The 23,064-nt window shown below is 48.8% G+C and carries 23 protein-coding genes and 1 pseudogene; 2 read left to right on the top strand and 22 right to left on the bottom strand.

Annotated features, from left to right (window positions below; all coding sequences use genetic code 11):
• Positions 1-36: 36 nt before the first annotated feature.
• The 14 genes and pseudogenes from uvrB to HMPREF2907_RS01000 form a co-directional block, all read right to left on the bottom strand.
• The gene (gene uvrB / locus HMPREF2907_RS01055) at positions 37-2,067 is read right to left on the bottom strand and encodes an excinuclease ABC subunit UvrB (RefSeq protein ID WP_070679188.1); all 2,031 of its coding nucleotides are present in this window, start codon (positions 2,065-2,067) and stop codon (positions 37-39) included.
• Between the two features lie 97 nt (positions 2,068-2,164).
• Entirely contained in the window at positions 2,165-2,497 is a 333-nt protein-coding gene (gene trxA / locus HMPREF2907_RS01050) for a thioredoxin TrxA (RefSeq protein ID WP_070679187.1), read from the bottom strand.
• 150 nt (positions 2,498-2,647) lie between these two features.
• Positions 2,648-4,195: an ABC transporter ATP-binding protein gene (locus tag HMPREF2907_RS01045; protein WP_039405274.1), complete on the bottom strand. Its 1,548-nt coding sequence runs from the start codon at positions 4,193-4,195 to the stop codon at positions 2,648-2,650.
• A 192-nt stretch (positions 4,196-4,387) separates the two neighbouring features.
• Positions 4,388-5,929, bottom strand: coding sequence for a fatty acid--CoA ligase (locus HMPREF2907_RS01040; protein ID WP_039405276.1), 1,542 nt, complete (start codon positions 5,927-5,929; stop codon positions 4,388-4,390).
• Positions 5,930-6,038: 109 nt separating this feature from the next.
• Positions 6,039-7,061 (bottom strand): ABC transporter permease, encoded by a 1,023-nt coding sequence (locus tag HMPREF2907_RS01035; RefSeq protein ID WP_070679186.1) that lies wholly within the window; start codon positions 7,059-7,061, stop codon positions 6,039-6,041.
• Positions 7,062-7,091: 30 nt separating this feature from the next.
• Positions 7,092-7,475 carry a type II toxin-antitoxin system death-on-curing family toxin gene (locus HMPREF2907_RS01030; RefSeq protein ID WP_049223224.1) on the bottom strand — a complete coding sequence of 128 codons (384 nt, stop codon included), beginning with the start codon at positions 7,473-7,475 and terminating at the stop codon, positions 7,092-7,094.
• Positions 7,472-7,648 carry a hypothetical protein gene (locus HMPREF2907_RS12780; RefSeq protein WP_167390275.1) on the bottom strand — a complete coding sequence of 59 codons (177 nt, stop codon included), beginning with the start codon at positions 7,646-7,648 and terminating at the stop codon, positions 7,472-7,474. Before HMPREF2907_RS12780 ends, HMPREF2907_RS01030 begins: the two co-directional genes overlap by 4 nt.
• A gap of 36 nt (positions 7,649-7,684) precedes the next feature.
• Entirely contained in the window at positions 7,685-8,737 is a 1,053-nt protein-coding gene (locus tag HMPREF2907_RS01025; protein WP_016687013.1) for an ABC transporter permease subunit, read from the bottom strand.
• Between the two features lie 91 nt (positions 8,738-8,828).
• The gene (locus HMPREF2907_RS01020; protein WP_070679185.1) at positions 8,829-9,479 is read right to left on the bottom strand and encodes a phospholipase D-like domain-containing protein; all 651 of its coding nucleotides are present in this window, start codon (positions 9,477-9,479) and stop codon (positions 8,829-8,831) included.
• A 146-nt stretch (positions 9,480-9,625) separates the two neighbouring features.
• A complete protein-coding gene (locus tag HMPREF2907_RS01015) occupies positions 9,626-10,009 on the bottom strand; it encodes a hypothetical protein (protein ID WP_070679184.1) in 384 nt (127 codons plus the stop codon).
• A gap of 4 nt (positions 10,010-10,013) precedes the next feature.
• Positions 10,014-10,190 (bottom strand): annotated as a pseudogene (locus tag HMPREF2907_RS11440) (deaminase domain-containing protein); the annotation flags it as partial.
• Positions 10,160-10,354, bottom strand: coding sequence for a phospholipase D-like domain-containing protein (locus tag HMPREF2907_RS01010; protein ID WP_003757858.1), 195 nt, complete (start codon positions 10,352-10,354; stop codon positions 10,160-10,162). The pseudogene HMPREF2907_RS11440 and the gene HMPREF2907_RS01010, both read right to left, overlap by 31 nt.
• A gap of 152 nt (positions 10,355-10,506) precedes the next feature.
• Positions 10,507-11,436, bottom strand: a complete 930-nt coding sequence (locus HMPREF2907_RS01005; protein ID WP_003757856.1) for a CobW family GTP-binding protein — start codon at positions 11,434-11,436, stop codon at positions 10,507-10,509.
• Positions 11,424-11,900, bottom strand: coding sequence for a Fur family transcriptional regulator (locus HMPREF2907_RS01000; protein ID WP_003744587.1), 477 nt, complete (start codon positions 11,898-11,900; stop codon positions 11,424-11,426). Before HMPREF2907_RS01000 ends, HMPREF2907_RS01005 begins: the two co-directional genes overlap by 13 nt.
• A gap of 474 nt (positions 11,901-12,374) precedes the next feature.
• On the opposite strand from HMPREF2907_RS01000, the gene HMPREF2907_RS00995 reads away from it, so the two are divergent.
• Positions 12,375-13,841 carry a DUF3360 family protein gene (locus HMPREF2907_RS00995; RefSeq protein ID WP_070679183.1) on the top strand — a complete coding sequence of 489 codons (1,467 nt, stop codon included), beginning with the start codon at positions 12,375-12,377 and terminating at the stop codon, positions 13,839-13,841.
• 212 nt (positions 13,842-14,053) lie between these two features.
• On the opposite strand, the gene paeA is transcribed toward HMPREF2907_RS00995, so the two are convergent.
• The 8 genes from paeA to HMPREF2907_RS11435 form a co-directional block, all read right to left on the bottom strand.
• The gene (paeA, locus tag HMPREF2907_RS00990) at positions 14,054-15,367 is read right to left on the bottom strand and encodes a polyamine export protein PaeA (protein WP_070679182.1); all 1,314 of its coding nucleotides are present in this window, start codon (positions 15,365-15,367) and stop codon (positions 14,054-14,056) included.
• Between the two features lie 289 nt (positions 15,368-15,656).
• Positions 15,657-16,145, bottom strand: coding sequence for a hypothetical protein (locus tag HMPREF2907_RS00985; RefSeq protein WP_141754381.1), 489 nt, complete (start codon positions 16,143-16,145; stop codon positions 15,657-15,659).
• Positions 16,146-16,332: 187 nt separating this feature from the next.
• Positions 16,333-16,596 carry a hypothetical protein gene (locus tag HMPREF2907_RS00980; protein WP_070679180.1) on the bottom strand — a complete coding sequence of 88 codons (264 nt, stop codon included), beginning with the start codon at positions 16,594-16,596 and terminating at the stop codon, positions 16,333-16,335.
• A gap of 139 nt (positions 16,597-16,735) precedes the next feature.
• Entirely contained in the window at positions 16,736-17,908 is a 1,173-nt protein-coding gene (locus HMPREF2907_RS00975) for an NYN domain-containing protein (RefSeq protein ID WP_016687020.1), read from the bottom strand.
• Between the two features lie 90 nt (positions 17,909-17,998).
• On the bottom strand, positions 17,999-18,673 hold the full coding sequence (locus HMPREF2907_RS00970; protein WP_016687021.1) for a hypothetical protein: 675 nt from the start codon (positions 18,671-18,673) through the stop codon (positions 17,999-18,001).
• Between the two features lie 131 nt (positions 18,674-18,804).
• Positions 18,805-19,791, bottom strand: coding sequence for a malate dehydrogenase (locus tag HMPREF2907_RS00965; protein ID WP_070679179.1), 987 nt, complete (start codon positions 19,789-19,791; stop codon positions 18,805-18,807).
• 140 nt (positions 19,792-19,931) lie between these two features.
• Positions 19,932-21,299: an FAD-binding oxidoreductase gene (locus HMPREF2907_RS00960; RefSeq protein WP_070679219.1), complete on the bottom strand. Its 1,368-nt coding sequence runs from the start codon at positions 21,297-21,299 to the stop codon at positions 19,932-19,934.
• Between the two features lie 136 nt (positions 21,300-21,435).
• Positions 21,436-21,750, bottom strand: a complete 315-nt coding sequence (locus HMPREF2907_RS11435; protein WP_083310628.1) for a hypothetical protein — start codon at positions 21,748-21,750, stop codon at positions 21,436-21,438.
• A gap of 573 nt (positions 21,751-22,323) precedes the next feature.
• On the opposite strand from HMPREF2907_RS11435, the gene HMPREF2907_RS00955 reads away from it, so the two are divergent.
• A complete protein-coding gene (locus tag HMPREF2907_RS00955) occupies positions 22,324-22,803 on the top strand; it encodes an FKBP-type peptidyl-prolyl cis-trans isomerase (RefSeq protein WP_070679178.1) in 480 nt (159 codons plus the stop codon).
• Positions 22,804-23,064: the final 261 nt, after the last annotated feature.

Genomic DNA, 23,064 nt, shown 5'->3' with positions numbered 1-23,064 from the left:
ACTACGTTCATATTAATCTAACCCTAAAAAGATTTTCTAAATACTACCAAATAGACTTTCCTTAATCCCCCGAATCCTATCCCGCAACACAGCCGCTTCTTCAAACTGCAAATCCCTAGCCGCCTGCTGCATGGCTTTTTCCAGTTTGGCGATTTCTTTAATCGCGTCTTCTTCGTTGTGAATCTCGCCGACTTTAACCTTGTTCTTACCTTTACCTTTCAGACGACCTTTGCCACCGTCTTCTTCGTGGTACACACCGTCGATGATGTCTTTGACTTGTTTTTTAATCTGCTGCGGTACGATGCCGTGTTCTTCGTTGAATTTAATCTGTTTTTCGCGGCGGCGTTCGGTTTCGTCGATGGCGGCTTTCATGGAGTCGGTGATTTTGTCGGCGTACAGGATGGCGACGCCGTTTACATTACGCGCGGCGCGGCCTATGGTTTGAATCAGGCTGCGGTGGGAGCGCAGGAAGCCTTCTTTGTCGGCGTCGAGGATGGCGACGAGTGAGACTTCGGGGATGTCGAGGCCTTCGCGCAAGAGGTTGATGCCGACGAGTACGTCAAACAGGCCGAGCCGCAAATCTCTAATGATTTCAACGCGCTCGACGGTGTCGATGTCACTGTGCAGATAGCGCACTTTGATGCCGAGTTCGCTGTAATAGTCGGTGAGTTGCTCCGCCATGCGTTTGGTGAGGGTGGTAACGAGTACGCGCTCGCCTTTTTGGATGCGGTCGTTGATTTCGCTCATTAGGTCATCGACTTGGGTGGCGACGGGGCGGATGATGATTTGGGGGTCGACCAGCCCTGTGGGGCGGACGACTTGTTCGACCACTTGTCCGGCGTGTTCTTCTTCGTATTTGGCGGGGGTGGCGGAAACGAAGACGGTTTGTGGCATGACTTTTTCAAATTCGTGGAATTTGAGCGGGCGGTTGTCGCGGGCGGAAGGCAGGCGGAAGCCGTAGTCGACGAGGTTTTGCTTGCGCGATGCGTCGCCTTTGTACATGCCGCCGATTTGGGTGACGGTAACGTGACTTTCGTCGATGAACATGATGGCGTTGTCGGGCAGGTAGTCCATCAGCGTGGGCGGCGGTTCGCCTTCTTTTTTGCCGGAGAAGTGGCGGGAGTAGTTTTCGATGCCTTTGCAGAAGCCCATTTCGTAGAGCATTTCGAGGTCGAAGCGGGTGCGCTGTTCGATACGTTGTTGTTCGACGGGGCGTTGTTCGCGGGCGAAAAATTCAATGCGTTCGCGCAATTCTTCTTTGATGGACTCGCAGGCGCGCAATACGGTGTCGCGCGGGGTAACGTAGTGGCTGGACGGGAAGACGGTGTAGCGGCCGACGCGTTGGTGCAGGCTGCCTGAAAGCGGGTCGAACATATCGAGGCGGTCGATTTCGTCGTCAAACAGGCTGATGCGCAGGGCGTTTTCGGAGCTTTCGGCGGGGTACACGTCAATCACGTCGCCGCGCACGCGGAAGCTGCCGCGTTTGAAATCCAAATCACCGCGTTCGTACTGCATGGAAACGAGCGTGGCGATGATGTCGCGCTGCTCAATGGTGTCGCCTTCTTTGACGGACAACACCATTTGTTGATACTCGGTCGGGTCGCCGATACCGTAAATGGCGGACACGGTGGCGACGATAATCACGTCGTCGCGCGTCATCAGGTTTTTGGTAGCGGAAAGGCGCATCTGCTCGATGTGTTCGTTGATCGCGCTGTCTTTTTCGATAAACAAATCGCGGCTGGGCACATAGGCTTCGGGTTGGTAATAGTCGTAGTAGGAGACAAAATATTCCACCGCGTTTTCAGGGAAAAATTCGCGCATTTCAGCGTAGAGCTGGGCGGCAAGGGTTTTATTGTGCGCCATGATGATGGCGGGGCGGCCGCTTTGCGCGATGACGTTCGCCATCGTGTAGGTTTTGCCCGAACCGGTTACGCCGAGCAGGGTTTGATAGGCAAGGCCGTCTGAAAGCCCTTCGAGCAGGCCGGCAATGGCGGTAGGCTGGTCGCCTGCGGGCGGGAAGGGTTGGTGGAGTTTGAAAGGGGAATTTGGGTATTGGATGACTTCCATATTGCCGCCTGTACCTGTTTTCTAGTTCGGGGAAAAGGGAAATTATAACAAAAAGGTCGTCTGAAAATTTTCAGACGACCTTTTGCGTTGTTGAAACTTAAGACAAAGAAGCGTTTACAAATGCGGTCAGTTGACCTTTTGCCAAAGCGCCGACTTTGGTGGCGACGTTTTCGCCGTTTTTGAACACCATCAACGTCGGAATACCGCGCACGCCGAATTTGGCGGGGGTGGCTTCGTTTTCGTCGATGTTGATTTTGACGACTTTCAGACGACCTTCAAATTCGGCGGCGATGTCGTCCAAGATCGGAGCGATCATTTTGCAAGGTCCGCACCAAGGTGCCCAGAAGTCGAGCAATACGGGAACGTCGGATTTCAAAACGTCTTGTTCGAAATTTGCATCGGTGGTGTGGATAATCAGTTCGCTGCTCATGAGTTTTTCCTTTTTGTGTCAAATTGAATCAGATGTTGTGCAGGATAGGGCTTGGGGCTGAAAATTTCAAGTGTCGCAAAAGTGTAATAGCTTTTTTGTAAGGTTGCCATCGGGATTGGCTAATGTTTTTCAGACGACCTATCCGACAGTTCAGCCTGCCCTAAAGCTCATCAGATGGCGCGTGTAATCGCTGGAAGGGTTGGCAAATACGGTTTCGCAGCCGCCCTCTTCGACGATTTTGCCGTCTTTCAGCACCATCACGCGGTGCGACAGGGCGCGGATGACGGCGAGGTCGTGGCTGATGATGATGAGGCTGAGACCGTGTTTTTTCTGCAAATCGGCGAGCAGCTCCAGAATCTGTTGCTGCCATTGTACGTCGAGCGCGCTGGTCGGTTCGTCCAAAACGAGGATTTTCGGACGGACGATGATGGCGCGGGCAATGGCGAGCCGCTGGCGTTGTCCGCCGGAAAAGGCGTGTGGATAGCGTTCGAGCGCGTCTTCGGGCAGTCCGACCTGCCGCAATACGTCTTGCACGCGCTGCCGCATTTCTGCGCGGGACAAATCGGGTTCGTGGACGCGCAAGGCTTCGGAAACGATGTTAAAGACGTTCATGCGCGGGTTGAATGCGCCGAACGGGTCTTGGAACACCATTTGGATGTCGCGTCTCGATTCGCGCGTCCAAGCTTCACCGTTGATTTTCAGACGGCCTTCCGCATCGATAAGGTGCATCACGGCTTTTGCCAGCGTGGTTTTACCGCAGCCGCTTTCTCCGATGATGCCCAGCGTTTCGCCCGCTTTCAAATCGAAGGAAACCGGCTCCAGCAGGGTTTTGCTGCGTTTTTTGAACCAGCCTGCCGTTTCTTTGACGGCGACGGAAAGCTGCTCCGCCTGCAAGACGGTGGCGGGGTTGTCCGCCAAAGGTACGACCTTGCGCGCGGCGCCGGCGTTCAACAGCATTTGCGTGTATTCGTGTTGCGGACGGGCGAACACTTCCGCCGCTGCGCCCGTTTCGACAATGCGTCCGCCGCGCATCACGGCGACGTCGTCCGCAAAGCGGCAGACAAGGTTCAGGTCGTGGGTGATGTAGAGCATGGTCATGTTGTGCGCCTGCTGCAAGCGCGCCAACAAATCGAGAATCTGCGCCTGCACGGCGACATCCAAGGCGGTGGTCGGTTCGTCGGCAATCAAGAGCTTGGGTTCGGCGGCAACCGCCATCGCAATCATCGCCCGCTGCCGCTGTCCGCCAGAAAGCTGGAAGGGATAGGCAAAGGCTTTCTGCTCAGGCTCGCGGATGCCGGTTTCCGCCAAGAGTTCGACCGCCCTCGCCCATGCCTGTTTTTTGTCCAAACCCAGATGCAGGGTCAGCACTTCGGCAATCTGCGCGCCGACGCGCATCACGGGGTTAAGCGCGGTCATCGGTTCTTGGAACACCATGCCGATTTCCCGCCCGCGCAGCTTTTGCAGGGCACGTTCGGATTGGGTCAGCAAATCGTTGCCGTCAAATTTCAGACGACCGTCAAACGACACCAGCGGATTCAGCCGCATAATGCCCTGCGCCAACACAGTTTTACCGCTGCCGCTCTCACCGACCAATGCCAGTTTCCTGCCGGTCTGTACGCTCAGGCTGACATTGTGCAGGACTTGCTTGCCGGGGAAAAAGGCGTTTAGGTTTTCAATTTCAAGGATGGGTTTTGTCATGGTATCGAGGTCGTCTGAAAACGGAAAACGGGTGGAATCAAATCGGCAATACCCGCCGCACGGGCAGAAATCTTTACGAAGCAGTAAGCCATATCTGATGATGAACAAAAATCGCGCCCAACAAACATCTGCTTTCTGCTTTTCAGACGACCTCTGATTCAAACCCGCAAACCGAGGTCGTCTGAACGCTTATTATTTCTGAAACTGCTCTTTCAACACCCGTTTCAACACTTTGCCCGTGGCGTTTTTCGGCAGTTCGTCTTTAAAGTAAATCTGTTTGGGGATTTTGAAATTCGCCAAATGTCCGCGCAAATGGGCGCGCACGTCGGCTTCGTCCAACGTTTCGCCGTCTTTGAGTTGGATAAAGGCAATGATTTCTTCGTCGGCATATTGGTCTTTCACACCGATGACGGCTGCGGCTTCGACGGCGTCAAGTTTGTAAATCGCCTCTTCGATTTCGCGCGGATAAACGTTTTGCCCTTTGGAAATAATCAGGTCTTTTTTGCGGTCGACGATAAAGATAAAGCCGTCTTCGTCTATCGTGACAAAATCGCCTGTTTTCAGCCAGCCGTTGACGATGGCTTCGTCCGTGGCATCGCGCATATTCAGGTAGCCCTGCATGACCGAACCGCCTTTGACGATGAGTTCGCCCACTTCGCCCGTCGGTACTTCGACCAATTCGTCGTTGACGGCTTTGACTTCCAATCCGGGCAAGGCGATGCCGACGCTGCGGGCTTTTTGCCTTTCGGGCGTGTTGACGGCGACGACGGGCGAGCATTCGCTCAAGCCGTAGCCTTCCAAAAGCTTGGCACGCGGGAACTTCGCTTTAAAGTCGAGGATGGTTTGTTCCGCCAAAGGCGCGCCGCCGCTGATAAACAGACGGACGAGGTTGAACCATCTGAAATACCAAGGGATTTTCGCCTTGCTCATGGCGGTGTAAATCGCGGGCACGCCTAAAAACACGGTCGCGCGTTTGAATAAAACCTGTTTCAAAACATTGGAGAACGGGAAAACGGATTTCACCAAAATAATCGAACACGCCATATAAATCGGCAGCAACACCATGGCCGTCAGCGTAAAGCTGTGGAACATCGGCAGGAACACGACGAAGCGGTCGCGTTTGGTAATCTTAAAGATGCGCTCGATGCCCTCAAGGTTGGAGAACAGGTTGCCATAGCTGATCAATGCGCCTTTTGGGTGGCCTGTCGTGCCGGAAGTGTAAATAATATGCGCCAAATCATCGATTTTCGGCTGGTGGCTCAAATCGGGCGTACCCGAAAAACGGCGCGCTTCTTCAAAACGCACATCGGCTTCGTCCGCTGCTTTCGCTTCTCCTATCCAAATGATTTTCTCGACGCGGGTCTGTTTTTTCAGCCCCTTCAATTCTTTCTGCAAACCTGCCGAAGCAAACATAAACCGCGCTTTACAGTCGTTCAAAATATACGCGTATTCGTTGTTTTTCAAAAACGTATTCATCGGTACGGCAACCGCGCCGATGGCGGAGACGGCAAAATAGGCGCTGATAAACTCCGGCGAATTGGATACCGCCAAAGCCACTTTGTCGCCGAATTTGACGCCCATATTTTGCAGATATGCGGCTACGGCATCGACTTCCTGCTTGAGTGCATGGTAAGTGGTTTTTTCTTTATCATTGAACACCGCAGTCCCTTTGCCGTTTTTACGGCAGGCAGCGGTCAGCATTTCGTAGAAGTTTGTATTGTGTGTTTGGTTCATTGAAATTCTTTAAAAATGAAGTGAGTAAAATATTATAGAGGTCGTCTGAAACTTCTAAAGGCACGGGTTGCCCATCAATGGGCGCTCCCTCAGAATTTCCGTGCTTATACTATCCCCTAGCGCGCACGTCAAACGCCTGCCGCAAGCCCTCGCCTATCATCACCAGCAAAAGCAGCATAACCGTCAGCGTACCGACGGTGGACAAGCCTATCCACCAAGCGTCTAAGTTGTCCTTGCCCTGCGCCAAGAGTTCGCCCAAACTCGCCTGCGACGCGGGAACGCCCAAACCGAGGAAATCCAAGCTGGTCAGCGCAAGCACCGCGCCGGAGATACGAAAAGGCAGAAACGCCAATACGGGCGTCAGGCTGTTGGGCAGGATGTGCCGCCACATAATCGCGCGGTTGCCCACGCCCATCGAACGCGCCGCCAAAACGTAATCTGCCTGACGGTTTTTCAAAAACTCGGCGCGGACGTAGTCGGACAGCCCCATCCAACCAAACAGCGACAGCAACGCCAGCAAAATCAACAAACTGGGATTAAAAAACGAAGACAGGATAATCAAGAGGTAAAGCTCCGGCATCCCGCCCCAGATTTCGATAAAACGCTGCATCAAAAGGTCGGTCTTGCCGCCGAAATAACCCTGCACCGCGCCGGTGATCACGCCGATTACGGTCGTTACCAAAGTCAGCGCAAGGGCGAACAACAGGGAATCGCGGAATCCGTAAACCAAACGCGCCAAGACATCACGACCGCGGTCGTCCGTGCCGAGCAAGTGCCTTTCGGACGGACTTGCAGGGTCAGGCTGCGTGTCGAAATCATTGAGCGTATCGGCGTCGTAGGGATTGGGCAGATAAACGGCGTAATTACCGTTTGACGTGATGTTGCCGCGTATCAGCGGATCGAGGTAATCGGCAGGCGTGTCGAAATCGCCGCCGAACACGGTTTCGTTGTATTCGTTTACCAGCGGAAAATAATATTCGCCCTGATAACGTATCCACAAGGGCTTGTCGTTGCTCCACAAAGGCGCAAGCAGCGCGACGGCGAACAAAACGGCTAAAACCCGCAACGCGAACCAGCCGCGTTTGTGTTGCTTGAAGGCCTGCCAAGTGGGGTTTGAGGTGTGTGTTTTCATAATTGGGTTGCACAAAGGTCGTTTGAATATTCAAATCATTAAATGATAAAGAAATTCTGCCACTTTCTCGGCTAACGTTTCATGTGGCAATTTACTCTCCACAATATCGACCATCAAATCATCCAAACCAGTATTATATTGAATATCAATGCCTTGAATTTCCAAAAATGTCAGCATTACTGCCAATCCGGTACGCTTGTTTCCATCAACAAAAGCATGACCTTTTGCCAAAGCTACGCCATACCATGCTGCTATCTCAAAAGCATTATCAATTTGATTGTAATAAATTTGCTGGTCAACTCTGCCTAAAACACTTTCCAAGCGTCCTAAATCGACCCCTGTTTTACCTACTTTGGTTTGATACAGGATTTCATCATGTACAAAAATAACAAAATTCGTATTTATATTATTCATTTATAAGCCAACTTTTCCAATTCTGACTTATGCGCGGCAATTACGCGCTTTGCGCTATGCATGACCAACCGTTTGGTTGCTTCATCATCCTGCAATTCCATACGGACTACTTTTGCACCATCGTTTTTATGTTCGCGGCTTTCTTCAGAAATATCTTTTAAACGTTTAATCATATTTAAACTCCATAATTCTTTAAGTTTTCAGACGACCTATTTCTGTCCGCCGAAATGAATGCGCGGATCGACCCACGAATAAGAAATATCCGACACCAATTTCGCCAGCAAACCCATCAGCGTGAACACATACAGCGTTCCCATCACCACCGGATAATCGCGCTTCATCACCGCCTCGTAGGAAAGCAGCCCCAGCCCGTCGAGCGAGAACAAGGTTTCAATCAGCAAGCTACCGGTGAAAAACGCGCCGATAAAGGCGGCGGGGAAACCGGTAATCAGCGGAATCATCGCGTTGCGGAAAACGTGTTTCCACAAAATCTGCTTCTCCGGCAAGCCTTTGGCGCGGGCAGTATAGACATATTGGCGGCGGATTTCTTCAAGAAACACGTTTTTCGTCAACACCGTCGTTACCGCCAGACTGCCCGCCACCGAAGCCGTAATCGGCAGCGCCATGTGCCACAGATAATCCTTGATTTTGCCCGCCCACGACAGCGTGTCGAAATCATCGCCGACCAAACCGCCCTGCGGGAACCACGCAAAAAAGCTGCCGCCGCCGAACAACACCAGCAGCACCAAACCCAACACAAACGGCGGTATGGTATAACCGACCAGCACCACCATCCCCGTTACCGCATCAAAACGGCTGCCGTCGCGCACCGCCTTGGCAATGCCCAACGGAATACAAATCAGATAAGTCAGGAAAAACGTCCACAAGCCCAAACTCATCGACACCGGCATTTTCTGTTTGACCAGCTCGAACACGGTTTCATGATGGAAAAAACTCTTGCCCAAATCAAAACGGGCAAACCGCCACACCATATCCGCAAACCGCGTCAGCGGCGGCTTGTCGAAACCATAGAGCGCATTCAACGCTGCCAAATCTTCCGGACTGATGCGGTTGCCGTTTTTCATAATGTTGCCCGCCGTCGCATTCGCTGTCTCGCCGCTGACCGCACCATGCGTCAACTGCTGCACCATCTGCTCCACCGGCCCGCCCGGCACGAATTGGATAACGGCAAAAGTAATCGCCAAAATCCCCAACAGCGTGGGGATTAAGAGTAATAGGCGGTGGAGGATGTAACGGTACATGCTTGGGGTATTCCTCTATTTGGGTTTTAAGGTCGTCTGAAAAGTACGGATTGCTTTCAGACGACCTATACTTTTGATACTTGCAAAAAATTTAACTGATAAGCCAGCTAATAAACCTATCCAGCAAATCTTTCTGATTATTGCCAGCCGCTTCGACCATTTCCAATGTCAAACTATCCGGCCACACAATAAAATATCCGTAACGTCCTTTTTTGATAAGTGCACCAGCTTTCTTACCTGTATCTGTCAAACGGTAGAACTTACCGTCTATTTCCTGCAAGCCCGCATGACACAGTTTCGCATTGCATTCTTCCGTTGTTACTTCCCATTTTTCTGCCAGCTTAGCGACAGTCAATGTATCGTATTTTTTAGCAATTTCTGTATCTTGACTTTTCTGCGCTACTTGCTCTTTTTCTACTACGTCGACTGAAATCTTAACTTCATCGCTAATACGGATAATACGCTGCGTTTCGCTATAAGCATCTTGATAGACTTCTCCATCTTCACTACGCTTCAGCAAGATACCCATTTCATTATTATTTACTTGGCTGAATTCATATAAATTCAGGCTTGTAATAATGCAAGCATCTTCGCTGACGTAACATTTTGCGTGAAGATTCGGACAATAGCTTGTACGAACATAATTTAAATTTTTCAACCAAGCTGCCTCTGATGGCTGCAATTCACTTTTACCATACTGAAAAATTGTGAGCTTTTCAGACGGCATTGATCCGTAAATCATGGAACGCGTGCGTGCTGGAGCACACACCTTACGCATGGATTTTAGGTTTCATGCAGGCTACAGCTTGCTGCTGCGGCGGTATAAAAGTATTTTTAGTGATTTACCGTTTTTGGTATTTTTGCCCGACGGGGTTAAAAATACAGTTGCTACTCTTGCTGCATGATATTGGCAAGATTTAATTTAAATGTTTGTTGAATCTTGTTTACATCCTTAGCAAAAATATGATAGTCACTCGAAGAATAGATAGATTTTATTCTATCCAAATTAGTTTGTTGATAACATTTTTTCATTTCCGCGATGAAAAAATTATCTTTTCCTCTTTCATTGAGACAGTTATTTTCTAACAGATAGATTGCCCATGCTGTAAAAATAAATGTACTATCTTCCGGATATTCAGATAAATAAATTTCGAATTCAATTATAGAATATTCAGCTGCTTCAATTAATGTTATATCTAAATCTCTGACAAATTTTTCCGTTATATTTTTATATAATTTCTTGAATTCTATATAATTTTTTATTTTTTCCATGATTCTATTTTTCTGTAAAAATATTTAATTGAATATTTGGATAGCGATTTCTAAACTCTAAAATAACATTGTTGCAAGATTGACAGGCCTTTAATTCTGTAAATAGATCAATTCTACCTGATACATTACGATTATTTCCGAGTTGCTGTGCTATAGTTTCAAGTAATTTATATTCTCCATTACAATCCGCACATCGATTTTCATGCGGTCTTTGTCTTCTAAAAGCTCTTTTACCCTATCGTTTAATTTTAGATAAGGGCTAATCAAATAAAGCCGTTCCTGTGCATTTTTAATTAACTCCTCCAAGTAATACGTTGTACCGCTGGTATTTAAAAATTTTGCCATTTTCTTCTTTCCTGCGATGTTTATTTGATTTATTCGCGGGCAGAGCCCACGCTACGCAGTTGCTTTATATTATTCTGACAGTTGAAACAATAGACTTCACTATCGTTTAGGTCGTCTGAAAATTGCTGCGACAAACTTTCAGACGACCCCCCTTATTTTTCCAAAGCCTCTTGCAGTTTCTTCTCAATCAAATCCGCGTCAAACGATTTGGCTATCAGCTCGAAGCGCGAGTCGCGCCGCCATGAGACTTGGTTAGCACCCCATTGCCCATCCACCCAGTTGAGCCACACCCATGTGCCAAGCACTTGGAACACGCCTTTGGCGCGGACGAGGCCGTCTGTGAATTTGGGCAGATCGTTGAAGAAGTTGGTCAATTTTTCGCCGTCAAAATCGCGTCCGGCAGGGAAAGTGAAACCTTGCGACTGGAAGCCCATAGTGTTGTCCGGCAGGGCTTTGAGGCGGTAGCGTGATTTTTCGATGACAGGAATGTCGAGCCATTGGATGTCGAGTTGTGCGTTTTGGACTTCGACCACTTTGGCTTTGGGCGGGAACAGTTTTGCCGCTTTGTCGTGAAATTCGGCAAGCTGTTCGGGGGTGCATAAATCGGTTTTGCTGGCGACCAATACGTCGCAGATGCCGATTTGGTCTTTATACAATGCCTGCTGCGCGTAATCGGGGTTGATGAACTGGCGCGGATCGACGACGGTAAAGACAGCGCCGATTTCCAAAAGGCTGTCCAGCGGTTTGGCTTTCAATTCGTCGATGACGCTGGCGGCGTGCGCCAGTCCGCTTGCCTCAATCATCAGGCGGTCGGGCTTGGCGTCGCGCAGCATTTTCTGCACGGTTACGCCCATTTGCGGGCCGGCTGTGCAACACAAACAGCCGCCGGCGATTTCTGCCACGGGGATGCCGTTGTCGCTCAGTACCGCCCCGTCAATACCGATTTCGCCAAACTCGTTGACGATGATGACCCATTTTTCGTTCGGGTCTTTCTGTTCCATCAGGCTTTTAAGCGCGGTGGTTTTGCCTGTTCCCAGAAAACCTGAAATCAGGTGGACTTTGGTTTTTTTCACTTCTGACATTTTTTACAGATTCCAGTTAAAACAACGTGTTCTTCTTTCAGCGCAAAGCCGCTTTCGGCAACGCCTGCGCGCAGTGCCGCCCATTCGTGGCTCAGGGTTTGTTCGTCCGCCGTGCCGCATTCGGTGCAGACCAAAATAAACGCGCTATGGTGCGCTTCGGCTTCTTCGTGGTCGTGGCAATGGTCGTCGCACTCATGCTGCGCGTGGCTGCACAAAATATAGCCGTTGACCGCCGCCACTTTGTGCAAAACGCCCTGCTCCGCCCAAAAATCAAGGGCGCGGTAGGCCGTCGGCGGCGCAACCACGCCCTCGCTTTGCTGCTGCATCTGCGACAAGACGTTGTAGGCTTTAATCACGCCGCTTTGCTGCAAAACGATATCGAGCACCTGCTCGCGCAAAGCGGTTACCTGTACGCCGTCACGGCGTGCCTGTTCGAGGATTTTTTGTTTGATTGCGTGTTTCATAAAGGCTTTCAGACGACCTTAATATTCTGAACGGAGAGGATTACATTATAACGTGTTTCCGTTTGGTTTAAACTGCTGTTGTTTTCAGGAGCGAAAAACATGGGGAAACCCTTGGAAACAGCGAATAATAATCCTCCTTCAAAATCCAAATACCTGGAAATAAACCTGTCATTTTACCGAGAGGAATGACTCTTCCCCTTTGTATCTGTTTGGAGGATTAAAAATTTCAAAACAAAGATCGTCTGAAGTTTCAGGCGACCTTTTTTTGTTGTTTTTCCAACTTATTCATACCAAAACGAAAATTTTTACTTGTACCGGATAATTTGTGTGTTAGTATCCAAAAACTAAATTGTTGACAACACAGCCCGATTCCGACTACCGGTTTTGCCGTGTATAGCCGCTTTCGGAGCGGATATAAAAAGTCGGACGGCGATTGCCGACAAAACCAAAAACAAGTCGACCAAAGGAGAAATTATGAACCACGACACATCATATTCCGGCATGCACAAGCCGTCGTCGGACTTTGAAAGCCGTGAGGCGTATTTGGAACACGAGCTGCAAATCATGCAGCCCAAACGCTGGCGGCTCAATCTGCCGTTTCGCGATTACCGCTTCGAACCCGAAGACCTGATTCCTGCTGTGGCGGGAACGATTGGCAAGGTGGTGATGGTCAGCGCAGTGGCGGCGGCGTTTGCCGTGCCGTTGGGTCTGCCCGACACCTTTCTGCCGCAAAACGTCCGTTACGAGCTGCTGATTGCTTCAATCTTCATCCTGCTGCTTTCCGGCCTCTTTCTTCCCACTTCCAACTTACCCGGTACGCACGGACCGCTGATTCCGCTGATTCCTATCGTCGTTGCCGCAGGCGGCCATCCGCTGGCTTTCGGTTTGTTGATTGGTGTGTTCGGCTTCTTGTTGGGCATTACCAAGGGCGGCAGCCTGATGGCGAAACTGACGAGCAACGGCGTATGCGGCGGGCTGCTGCTGTATCTGGGCTTCGTCGGTACGACCGGACAGGTCAAGAAACTTTTTGAATGGGCAGGCAGTTTTGACAAAAGCTACATTGCCTTCATCGTGATCATCGGCACCATCTTGCTCTATGCGCTGCTGGAACATTGGCGCAAGCGTTGGCTTGCCGTCCCGTTGGGCTGTGTGCTGGCAGGCTTTACCGCCTATCTTTTGGGTGCGCCGTTTTCCTTCCAAACCGCTCCTGGCCTGCCGCCCATGAGTCCTGCCTACTGGTGGGGTGAAAATACCGGCTGGATGATGGGTTTACCGACGATGGACAGCTTTTTGGTCGTATTCCCCTTTGCCGTACTCGCCGTTGCCATGTGGTCGCCTGATTTCTTAGGGCATCAAGTGTTCCAAAAAATCAGCTATCCCGAGCGATCCGAAAAAGCCTTGATGAACATCGACGACACCATGTTCACCTGTTCCGTCCGCCAAGTCGCAGGCTCGGTATTGGGCGGCGCGAATTTTACCTCTTCATGGGGAACCTACATCGTTCCCGCCTCTATCGCCAAACGACCGATTCCCGCAGGCGCGATACTGACTGCCTTGTTCTGTATCATTGCATCCGTCTGGGGCTATCCCATGGATTTGGCGATTTGGCAGCCTGTATTGAGCGTTGCGCTGATTGTCGGCGTCTATGTTCCGCTTTTGGAAGCCGGCATGGAAATGACGCGCAAGGGTAAAACCACCCAGTCTGCCGCCATCGTTGTGTTCTCTTCCGCACTGGTCAACCCTGTTTTCGGCTGGTCGCTGACCATGCTTTTGGACAACTTGGGCTTAATCGGATGCAAAGAACGCAGCGCGGAACTCGGGTTTATGGGTCGCGTCGTCGTACCTACCGTCGGCTTTGTTATTCTCTGCGCAGCAATGGGCGCAGTAGGCATGCTGCCCGGTATTCCCGCCTTCCTCGAGCAGTTTAGAAATCTGCATTAACAAAGTAGTGCCAGCGTTTCAGACGACTTTTTTAGAACTAGAGGTCGTCTGAAAACCGCGAATTTCGGATAAATCGTATAATCGGCATTGGTTTGGGTTTTAAAATAAGCTTTGAAATAAAAGGTCGTCTGAAAAACTGATTTTCAGACGACCTTTCGTTATTTGAGATATTAAGACAATAGATTTGGTAACGCTATTTCAGAAAAAAGTTTTTAGCAACTTACCGGCTGGCTGGCTACGTCTTCCCCTTGTTTAGACACCAAAAGCTGGTCGACTTTCAGATTTTCGGTGTCGATGATTTCAAATTTATAGCCCGCGTAAACTAAAAAATCGGTGCGTTTCGGGATTTTGCGCAGGGAATACATCATAAAGCCGGCGATGGTTTCGTAGTTTTCAGAATTGGGAAATTCTACAATATCCAACGCACGCATGACGTCGGCGAGCGGGGTTGCGCCGTCCACCAGCCAAGTATCTTCGGTGCGGCTGATGATTTGCGGCTCTTCTTCTGTATTGACCAGCTCGCCCATGACGATGCTCATCACGTCTTTCAGCGTTACTACGCCGACCACCAGCGCGTATTCGTTCACCACCACGGCAAAGTCTTCGCCGGAAGTTTTAAAGGTTTCCAATACATCGTAAAGCGACAGCGTGTCTGGGATGAACAAGGCTTTGCGCAACACGCGCTTGTCGGTCAGGCGGACGTCTTTTTCTTTTAAAAACAAAGTCAGCAGCGTGTGTGATTCGATGTAGCCGATGACGCGTTCCAAATCGCCGTCGCACACCAAGAATTTGTTGTGCGGTTTTTCCGACATGATTTCCAACACGGTATCGCTGCCGTCGTTTTTATCGAAATAGGCGATGTATTCGCGCGTGCTCATGGTGGAAGTCACCGTGCGCGCCTGCATGTCGAAAATATTTTCAATCAGGTAGTGTTCCTGCTCTTTCAACACGCCCGCCTGCGCGCCCGCATCGACGACGGCGTAAATGTCTTCCGAAGTCAGCTGCTCTTGGCGGACGGTGGAAATTTTGAAAAGTTTGAATATCGCGTTCGCCAGCCCGTCAAATGTCCAAACGAAAGGCTTTAGGATAAAAATCAAGAACATCATCGGCCGCACGATGCGCACCGCCACCGCTTCGGGATGAGTCATCGCTATGCGTTTGGGCATCAGGTCGGCAATCAGGATGAAGCTGCCCGTGACCAGCGCGAACGTCAGCAGCGACGCGGCCGTACTGCCCCAACTGCCCGCGTTTGCCAACAAACCGCCGAAATAAGGGCGCACCGCCGCTTCGCCGACGATACCGGCGAGAATGGCGACGGCGTTCAAACCGATTTGAACGACGGTGATGAAGCTACCCGGCTGCTGCTGCATATTGAGCACGTCGAGCGCGCGCGTGTCGCCGCCGTCTTTTGCCATGACTTGCAATTTGATTTTGCGCGCCGAGGCGAGCGCGAGTTCGGAACAGGAAACGAATGCGCTGATGACGATCAGCAGGACCAATAATAATAAGGCTTCGAGAATATTCATGAAAAACGGTGTGTGTGGCAAACAGAGGACATTTTAGCATTAAAGGTCGTCTGAACGACGAATCGCCCCTTGTGGTTGGATGGGGCGTCCAACTTTGGGAGCGGTTCAGGTTTCAGACGACCTTTTGCCTTTTGGCTGCGGTTACATAAAAAACGTAGCGGCAAATAACGGGTTTATTTGCCCAGCAGTTCGATGCTGCAAGCTACTTTGCCGACACGCATTTCGGCTGTGCCCGAACAGCGCCTGTAGACCAATTTTTGCGGCTCGTTACTCGTCATGCTGATAGTCCTTAAGATATGTTTTTAGTTTTTTCAACTGAGTTTTGAGGTTGATTTGTATCGCTTTGTTTAGGCACTAAAATTAGCTCGATTTTTAGATTTTCAGGGTCTTTGAGTTTAACCTCATATTCATCATTAACCCAAACAAAGGAATGCGTAATAAGGTCGGCAATAGTTTCCTGTTTTTTTGAGTTGGGAAGCTTCAGTTGGCGAATCACGTCTTCTAGAGGTGTCGTACCGCTTACCTCATAGCTAGTTGTTTCTTTATTATTAAGGAGATTCTGCGACGAAGGTTTGCTTTTTGATCGTTTTATTGGTTCTTCTATGAACACAGTGCTTATACTCTTCAAGAATATTGAAAAAAGGAAATATATTGATGCAGTTATCCAATAGATAATTAGTTCTCTATCGCTTATTTTTTTTATTTCTTCCAATTCCTCTTTGTTTAGATTAAAGAATTGAGGGAAATAATACAAAAGTGTAATAAAAGATACTAACAATAGTAACACCGAGCCTGAGTTTGCTATTGTAGAACCAGCTCTCTTAAACAAAAGATAGCTACCAAACTTTATGTGTATTTTTTTTAATTTATCTAACTTGCCGGGAATTTCATCACTTATTATTTTATTATCAAGATTGCTTGTTACGGTTAATTGTTTTTCTTTTTTGAATAACTTTTTAATTATATTAAAAAATATGGGAAGGATAGTAGATAAAATAGTTAGGAAAGAATATTATTGATGAAATAATATAAATTTTTAAATTTACTAAAAATTCATCACTTTGTATAATGTGGTTAGCAAGAGTATCTATAAATCTTTGTTGTGTTGCTCTGCTTGGTAACAAAGCGGTTATGAATGCAGTCAATCCAAGTAATAAGGTTTGCATGCCATATTCTAAAAAATCATTTCGTAAGGTTTTACAAAATTCTTTGCGTTTGGAATTGGGCATTTTACTATCTATCCTTTTAAATTATTTATTAATAACTTATTAATAGGTTAAGGTCGTCTGAAAACGGTTTTGAGGTTTTCAGACGACCTCTTCAGATTGTGCAGCAGATTATCCTTGTCCTTCAAACCTATGGCTTGGCTTAGCCTTTGGCGGTAAAGCGTTTGTTGATGCGCAGGCGTTCGCCGCGGCCGGCTTTTTTGATTTCCAGCCAGTCGGTGTAGATGGCGTGGATGAGGTGGTTTATGGTTTCAAAGCCGTATTGCTGCGGGTCGGTACCTTCTGCGGTCAGTTGCTTGGAGACGTCACTCAAACGCGCCCAGCCTTGTTCGTCGGCGTGTGTATCGACTGCCTGCTGTACGGCGGGGATAACGCGGGTTACGGGCAGTTTGCTGCTTTTGGCGGCTGGTTCGGGTTTGGCAGGTGTCGGTTGCACGCTATCTGCCGTTGGGCTTGGTGCGGTGTTTTCGTTTTTGGTTTGGTTGGTTTTTTTGCCGCGCGTTTTGCGTTTTTGCGCGGTGTTGGGGTCGTCTGAAACGGTTTCTTCTGCTTGATGGGTTGCTACCGGGTTTTCAGACGACCTCTCAGTCAGCTTGTCGGCGGATTTGCGGCGGCGGACTTGGAGTTGGTTGTTGTCGGTGCGGTGTTCGAAGATGTCGAAGGATTTGATGAGGTCGGAGAGTTTGCCGTAGCCGTACAGCCTTGAGTCGAAATCGGGATTGATTTTGCTGATGTAGCTGCCGATGGGGCCGAGGTTTGCCCAGCCGAGGTCGTCGGCGTTTTCGCGCACGGCGCGTTTGAGCAGGGACAGTGCGTCAGGGGCGGCGGCGGGGTTGTTCTTGCCGTTGTTCTTCTCTTTTTCTTGGCGTTGTTTTTCGGGGCGGAAGATTTCGGTGTAGATGAATTTGTCGCAGGCTTTGCGGAAGGCTTCGGGCGTTTTCTTCTCGCCGAAACCGTACACGGTCAGCCCGCTTTCGCGCAGGCGGCTTGCCAGGCGGGTGAAGTCGGAATCGCTGGATACGATGCAGAAGCCGTCGAAATTGCCGCTGTACAGTAAGTCCATCGCATCGATGACCAACGCCATATCGGTGGCGTTTTTGCCTTTGGTGTAGGCAAATTGTTGGACGGGGATGATGGCGTGGGGCAGGAGGGCGGCTTTCCATTTGGAAAGGCCGTGGCTCCAGTCGCCGTAGATGCGTTTGACGCTGGCGATGCCGTATTTGGCAACTTCTTCGAGCAGGCGGTCGATGATGTCGGCGGGGGCGTTGTCTGCGTCGATAAGGACGGCGAGTTTTTTGTTTGCCAATGTGGTCATGGGGACTCCGTGGTGTTCATGTCAGTCGAGGTCGTCTGAAAAATTTTCGAATCTATTCAATTAATTTCAGATATTGCCTTTTGTTTCAAGTTACTTGTTCAGCACTTCTCTCAAGGGTATAAATTGTAATATTACAAAAAATAAAACTAGATATAATACGAATAACATGACAATAAATGAAATCTTTCCTTTGTATCTGTTGAATATCTTATTTGCAAAATCAAAATAGTTCATTACTGCAAGACCGAATGACAGACAAACAAAGAAAAATCCTATTAAATATCCATACCATTGCCCTATCTTTATTCCAATAGCTGATGCTGTTAATAATAAAATGACTGGAGATAAGCCTCTCGAAAAATCCAATATATTCTTGATTATTTCGTCGAATTCCTTATTTTTTAGTTTTACATCCCAATATAGCAATTCAAAAAATTTTTTAGATTGTTCATTTATTTTTTCAATATCCTCTTCGCCATTTTGTTGTTCACTGACTAAAAATTTAAATATATTTTCAGCTTCATTTAATCTGGCAATCTCTTCTTTTAAACGATTATTATATTCATCTCTACTTTTCCAATTGTTATATTTTTTTAGATATTTATTAGATAATTTTAATTCATTTTGAGAATTTTTCCTTAGCCTATCTTTTAATTCAGCAATATAATTTTCATTATTTTTAATTTCTTTATCTTGAGATTTAAGCAATTCCTCTATAAATTTATTTAGTACTTCAAAATCATGTCCTTGATTATTTATTTTCATATTTTAGTCCAATAACGAAATTAATTTTACAATTAGAATATAAGAGGAATTTTTGAGAATGACGATTATGAATATTAGTTGTTTTAAGATTAAAGGTCGTCTGAAAACCGGTTTTCAGACGACCTCGATTTTTAGAGCATATCTTGTATGGCGGCGCGTTCTTCTTCCAGCTCTGCCAGTGTCGCGGCGATGCGTTGGCGGCTGAACTCATCCGACAAATCCAAGCCTTGGACAATGCGGTAGCTGCCTTCGTCGCAGACGACGGGGAAGCCGAAAACCAAACCTTCGGGGATGCCGTAAGAGCCGTCGGAGGGGACGCCCATTGTGATCCATTTGCCGCTGCTGCCGAGCAGCCAGTCGCGCAGATGGTAGATGGCGGCGTTCGCGGCGGAAGCGGCGGACGACGAACCGCGCGCGGCGATGATGGCGGCACCGCGTCCGGCGATTTTCGGCATGAAGACTTCGGTGTTCCAATCGGGTTCGGTAATCATGTCTTGGACGGACTCGCCGTTGCTGGTGGCGTAGCGGTAGTCGGCGTACATGGTCAGGCTGTGGTTGCCCCAGACGCACATTTGCTCGATGGAAGGAATCGGACGGTTGATTTTCTCGGCGACTTGGCTGACGGCGCGGTGGTGGTCGAGACGCATCAGGGCGGTGAAGTTCTCTGGCGGGATGTAGGGCGCGGATTTCATGGCGATGTAGGCGTTGGTGTTGGCGGGGTTGCCGACGACGAGGACTTTGACGTTGCGGTTTGCAACTTTGTTCAACGCCGCTCCTTGTACTTTGAAAATTTCGGCATTGGCATGCAACAGGTCGGCGCGTTCCATGCCTTTGGTACGCGGACGCGCACCGATCAACAAAGCGATGTCGGCATCTTTGAAGGCGACTTCGGGGTCGTCTGTCGCGAAAATGTCGGCAAGGAGCGGGAAAGCGCAATCCTGCATTTCCATAATCACGCCGCGCAATGCCTGCTGCGCCTGAGGCAGGTCGAGCAGTTGCAGGATAACGGGTTGGTCGCGTCCGAGCATAATGCCGCCGGCGATACGGAACAGAGTGGCGTAGGCAATTTGTCCTGCCGCGCCGGTAACGGCGATTCGAACGGGGGGCTTGAGCGTCATATTTTTCCTTTTGAAGTCGTTGTTTTACTTGATTTACGAATTATAACAGCATTGAGTAGTTGAGAATAAAAAGGTCGTCTGAAACTTGGAGATGGGTTTTCAGACGACCTTTTCGATTTTGGCAAATGCTGAAATTCTGCTTAAGGTAGGAGTTTGCCCGGATTCATTATGTTGTGCGGATCAAGCTGGGCTTTGATGGCGCGCATCAGGGCGATTTCGGACGGGGTGCGGACGCTGGGGAGCCAGTGTTTTTTGATGGTGCCGATACCGTGTTCCGCCGCGATGGTACCGTGGCAGGCGAGGATGTGTTCATAGACGATGGTGTTGACGGCATCTTCGTAGCAGTAGGCTTCGTTGCTCAAGACGTCGGGCAGGAAGGTGTTGTAATGCAGGCTGCCGTCGCCCAAATGTCCGAAGCAGACAATTTGTATACCCGGAAAACGGGCTTCCAAGGCGGGGGCGCATTGACGGACAAAGGTGGCGACTTGGGCAATCGGGACAGCGATGTCGTGTTTGATGCTGGTGCCGAGCTTGCGCTGGGAGGCGGAAATGTTTTCACGCAGCGTCCACAGGTCGAGGCGCTCTTGTTCGGATTGCGCGATGATGCTGTTTTCTTGGCCGTTTTGATAGAGAAACTCGGCAAGTTTTTCGTCGAGCGCGGCATCGGGAACGGAATCGGTCAGTTCGAGCAGGACGTGCCAGTTTGCATCGGTCGGCTGTTTGAGATGACTGAACTCGGAAGACAATGCCAAGGCGTAGCGGCTGATCAGCTCGAAACTGGTCAGTCGTTCGGCAAAATGTCCTTGTACGGCTGTTAAAAGCTGTACGGCAGATTCGATATCGTCCAAACCTACCCACGCGGTCGCTATGGTTTGCGGGCGTGCGAAGAGTTTGAGCGTAGCGGCGGTGATAATGCCGAGCGTGCCTTCGCTGCCGATAAAGAGGTGGCGCAGGTCGTAACCGGTGGTATTTTTGTGCAGCGGTTGGAGATGGGAAACAAGTTCGCCATTGGGCAGGACGACTTCCAAGCCTAATACCAAGTCGCGCATACTGCCGTAGCGTAAAACGTTTAATCCGCCGGCGTTGCAGGCGATATTGCCGCCGATTTCGCACGAGCCTTCGCTGGCAAGACTGAGGGGGAACAGTCTGCCTGCTTCGGCTGCCGCTTTTTGAACGTTTTGCAGGATTACGCCCGCCTCAACGGTGATGCTGTTGTCGGCAAGGTTGATTTCGCGGATGCGGTTGATTTTGGAAAGGTTGAGCAGTACGCCGCCGGAAGCTACCGCTGCACCACACAAACCGGTATTGCCGCCCTGCGGGGTAACGGGGATACGGTGTTCAAAACAAAACCGCATGATTTCTTGTACATTTTCTATGGAATGCGGTTGCAAGATGATGTCCGGTTCGGAAACAAAGCGGCGGCGCTGGTCGTTTAACAAGGCCGGAGTGGCTTCGAGGATTTCGGCGGGGGAAAGGAATTCAAGAAAACGGTCGTACAGATTGGGCATAACGGGCAGCAGGATGGTTTGTGTGTGTGTACGGAAGATTATATAGCGGATATGGGAAGCGAAAAACGGTAAAGGTCGTCTGAAAAACAAAAAAGCAGGATACAATCCGTATCCTGCTTTTTTAACTGTAAAAATATTATTTTGCAGCAGAAGCTGCAGCAGAAGCAGCGTCTTGAGCTGCTTCTGCGGCGTTATGTGCAGCATGTGCAGCAGATGCAGCGGCATTATGTGCAGCGGATGCAGCGGCAGCTTCAGTGGCAGATTCAGTAACAGCAGCTTCGGTAGCGGCAGATGCAGCAGCAGATGCAGCTTCGGTAGCGGCAACAGCGGCATCAGAAGCAGCTTCAGATGCGGCAACAGCAGCATCAGAAGCTGCTTCGGTTGCAGTTTTTTGACCGCAAGCGGCAAGAGCCAAAGAGAACAGAGCAGCAGCAATCAGGGATTTTTTCATTTTGAGAACCTTCTTTAAATCGATTTAAACAAAAAACAGAACAATTGAAACGGTATTAATCCGTTCCATTTAGAGTAAAAATTCATTGCTGAATTTCCTGCATTATGCCCGACAGGGTGGATCGGTGCAACGGTACAGATGAATTAGTATTTTTTTAGTAACTTCTAATCAATACCTGATGTTCTAAAGTGGGGGATAGAACTAATCAGCACAGATGGTCGCTAAAGATGTATTCGAGATAAACATCAACTTAAAAATTTATTTATTTCATGCATTTATATCTAAATAAATCAGGCATTTTTGCCAGTTCGGATCCTTGGTCGCAATATTCAAAACTCATTAAGCATAAGAACGACAGTTGTAAAAAAGCGACACTCATTTAAATATTATCAAAATTTACGTTTTTGTGTTATCTTAGTTAATATTTGTATTGTTATATTTTATAATGTTAATTTTTGAATATTACTATAAATTTCCGTGTAGGTCGGTAGTGTGATAAAATATTTAGGATTTGTTGGCAGAGGGTTGTCAATAAAGCCTGTTTTGATAAACAGTCATGATTAAGGATGAAAAATGGCTATTGAAAAAAATTCCGTGGTTTCGCTTCACTATGAAATGTATGATGCGGACAACCAATTGCTGGACAAAACCGAAGAACCCATCGTCTATCTGCACGGCGGATACGACGGCATTTTCCCTTTGGTGGAAGAAGCTTTGCACGAAAAAAACGTCGGTGATACCGTTGAAGTCGCGCTGTCTCCCGATGATGCGTTCGGCGAACAGGATTCAAATCTGGTGCGTATCGAAGATGTCGACGCATTTCCCGTCGATGTCGAAGTAGGCATGATGTTTGAAGCCGATGACCCTGAAACCGGTGATGTCTTGATTTACCGTGTAACCGACGTAGCAGACGGTAAAGCCGTAGTAGACGGAAACCATCCGCTTGCCGGCATGAAAATCTTGTTCAAAGCGACAGTTGACGGCGTGCGCGATGCGACTGAAGAAGAAATCGCACACGGCCACGTTCACGGCCCACACGGTCATCATCACTAATTAATCTAATTTGAAACAATAAAAGGTCGTCTGAAAACAGGATTGGGTTTCTGTTTTCAGACGACCTTTTTATATCCTGCAAACCCATACCCAAATATAGATGAAACATTCCGACAACCATCAAAATTGAGCTGCCCCCATCGCCTAAAAATTTTGGGATAAGTCAAACTAAGCAGGGAAATTCTGGTCTGAACGTTTGTTTTCTCTGAATTATAGGAAACATTCAATCTTATTTATATTAAGATTCGGTTTATTGTAAAC

This window comes from Neisseria sp. HMSC055H02 (assembly GCF_001813335.1).
GTDB lineage: Bacteria > Pseudomonadota > Gammaproteobacteria > Burkholderiales > Neisseriaceae > Neisseria > Neisseria sicca_C.
This window is presented reverse-complemented; position numbering and strand designations above follow the sequence as displayed.